Genomic DNA, 3,263 nt, shown 5'->3' on the forward strand with positions numbered 1-3,263 from the left:
CTGAGGGTCTGAATAATGTGGCGGCGGCCTACTCTCCCGGGTGTAACCCCAGTACCATCGGCGCTGCAGGGCTTAACTTCTCTGTTCGGGATGGGAAGAGGTGGGACCCCTGCGCTGGGCCGCCTAAATCTTAAAGTGGGAAGTAAGAGGTCAGAAGTAAGAGGTTTGAATCCCTGAATCTTAATCTTATCATTTCCACCGATTTCTTATGTTCTGTGTCCGCGGATCAGAGTCTTGTGTCTCAAGTCTCATATCTCACGTCTCCCGATAGCTATCGGGATGATATGTTTTGCAGAGAATGCAACAGGGCTGACCTGAAGTAAGTTTTCGGGCTATTAGTACTGCTCGGCTTTGTCATTACTGACTTTGCACCTGCAGCCTATCGACGTCATCGTCTCTGACGGCCCTGTTTGGAAGTCTCATCTTGGAGGGAGTTTCGCACTTAGATGCTTTCAGCGCTTATCTCTTCCCGACGTAGCTACCCGGCAGTGCAGTTGGCACCACAACCGGTACACCAGCGGTCAGTCCAACCCGGTCCTCTCGTACTAAGGTCAGCGCTCCTCAAACTTCCCACGCCCGCAACAGATAGGGACCGAACTGTCTCACGACGTTCTGAACCCAGCTCGCGTGCCACTTTAATCGGCGAACAGCCGAACCCTTGGGACCTTCTCCAGCCCCAGGATGTGACGAGCCGACATCGAGGTGCCAAACCTCCCCGTCGATATGAGCTCTTGGGGGAGATCAGCCTGTTATCCCCAGAGTACCTTTTATCCTTTGAGCGACGGCCATTCCATGCTGTACCGCCGGATCACTATACCCGTGTTTCCACCCTGCTCGGCTTGTCGGCCTTACAGTCAAGCTCCCTTATGCTATTGCACTCCGCGCACGGTTACCAAGCGTGCTGAGGGAACCTTTGGAAGCCTCCGTTATCCTTTTGGAGGCGACCACCCCAGTCAAACTACCCACCAAGCAATGTCTCCCGCTTCTGCGGGGTTAGATACCAAGCAAACAAAGGGCGGTATTTCAACAACGGCTCCACAACGCCTGGCGACGCCACTTCACAGCCTCCCGCCTATCCTACACATCGTTTACCCGGTACCAATGCTAAGCTGCAGTAAAGGTTCATGGGGTCTTTCCGTCCCGTTGCGGGTACACGGCATCTTCACCGTGACTACAATTTCACCGAGCTCATGGCTGAGACAGCGCCCAGATCGTTACACCATTCGTGCAGGTCGGAACTTACCCGACAAGGAATTTCGCTACCTTAGGACCGTTATAGTTACGGCCGCCGTTTACCGGGGCTTCGATTCAAACCTTCGCTTGCGCTGAGCTCCCCTCTTAACCTTCCGGCACCGGGCAGGTGTCAGGCCTTATACTTCCTCTTTCGAGTTCGCAAAGCCATGTGTTTTTGCTAAACAGTCGCCTGGGCCTTTTCACTGCGGCCTCCCTCACCGAAGTGAGGGTAGGCGCCCCTTCTCCCGAAGTTACAGGGCCATTTTGCCGAGTTCCTTAGCCATGATTCACTCGAGCACCTCAGGATCCTCTCCTTGACCACCTGTGTCGGTTTGCGGTACGGGCACGCATATTCGCTTTTCTTGGAAGTGGATTCCCCGGATTATCACTTCGGCCGAAGCCTCCGTGTACTATCCCACGCTTTCACGTGGTTCAACGCACTATTCCGTCAGTGCGCACCGGGTACACCCCTACGTCGCTTTTATTATATGCGCGGTACAGGAATATTGACCTGTTGTCCATCGGCTGCCCCTTTCGGGTTCGCCTTAGGCCCCGACTGACCCTGATCTGATTAGCATTGATCAGGAAACCTTGGTCTATCGGTGTGCGGGTTTCCCACCCGCATTATCGTTACTTATGCCTACATTTGCTTTTCCAAAAGCTCCAGTGCACATCGCCATGCACATTCACCGCCGTTGGAATGCTCCCCTACCATCGATATAAATATCAATCCTACGCTTCGGTATTACACTTGATGCCCGTTTATTATCGACGCCCTGCCGCTCGACCAGTGAGCTGTTACGCACTCTTTAAAGGAATAGCTGCTTCCAAGCTAACCTCCTGGCTGTCAAGGCAGCTGGACCACCTTTGTTCAACTTAGTGTAAATTTTGGGACCTTAGCGGTAGGTCTGGGTTCTTTCCCTCTCGGACTCGGACCTTAGCACCCAAGCCCTCACTGCCGCTTCTGTATGACGGCATTCGGAGTTCGTCAGGATTTGGTAGGATATGACTCCCCCTAGTCCTATCGGTAGCTCTACCTCCGTCATACAATCCGCGACGCTGTTCCTAAAAACATTTCGGGGAGTACGAGCTATTTCTCAGTTTGATTGGCCTTTCACCCCTACCCACAGATCATCCGGAAGCTTTTCAACGCTTATCGGTTCGGTCCTCCAGTACGTTTTACCGTACCTTCAACCTGTCCATGGGTAGATCACAAAGTTTCGCGTCTACCCCCACTGACTCAGCGCCCTGTTCAGACTCGCTTTCGCTCCGGCTGCCCCCGTCTACGGGGTTAACCTCGCCAGTGAGGAGTAACTCGTAGGCTCATTATGCAAAAGGCACGCCGTCATCCCATCGCGGGACTCCGACCGCTTGTAAGCGCACGGTTTCAGGTTCTATTTCACCCCGTTATTCACGGTACTTTTCACCTTTCCCTCACGGTACTTGTTCACTATCGGTCTCTCAGGAGTATTTAGCCTTACCGGATGGTGCCGGCAAATTCAACCGGGATTTCTCCTGTCCCGGCCTACTCAGGATCCCCGCCAGACAAATCATGCTTCCCGTACGGGACTCTCACCCCCTATGGTCACAGTTCCCACTGTGTTCCGGTCACATTCATCATCCTTACGCAGGTCCTATAACCCCGCGCATGCCGTAACATGCACGGTTTGGGCTGTTCCGCTTTCGCTCGCCACTACTCACGGAATCACTGTTGTTTTCTCTTCCTGTGGGTACTTAGATGTTTCAGTTCCCCACGTTCGCCTTCCTTTCGGAATATCCACATCGCTGTGGATGGGTTGCCCCATTCGGACATCCGCGGATCAATCCCCCTTGCAGGTCCCCGCGGCTTTTCGCAGCTTGGCACGTCCTTCTTCGCCTCTGAGAGCCTAGGCATCCCCCGTGCGCCCTTGTTCACTTACTCTTTACACATATCCCCCTTTTGCTAAGGATATATGCAGTCTCCGTATGTACATACTAATATGCACACACACTCTGTTGCATTCTCTGCTCAACATGTCAATGAACTTATG

General features: G+C 53.3%; 2 rRNA genes. Both read right to left on the reverse strand.

What is annotated here, in order from left to right:
- Positions 1 to 15 precede the first annotated feature (15 nt).
- Positions 16 to 127 (reverse strand): 5S ribosomal RNA (gene rrf / locus M3O96_RS21785).
- A 188-nt stretch (positions 128 to 315) separates the two neighbouring features.
- Positions 316 to 3,154: ribosomal RNA gene (locus M3O96_RS21790) — 23S ribosomal RNA — on the reverse strand.
- Between the last annotated feature and the right edge of the window lie 109 nt (positions 3,155 to 3,263).

The organism is Aquiflexum sp. TKW24L, from assembly GCF_023502205.1.
GTDB lineage: Bacteria > Bacteroidota > Bacteroidia > Cytophagales > Cyclobacteriaceae > Cognataquiflexum.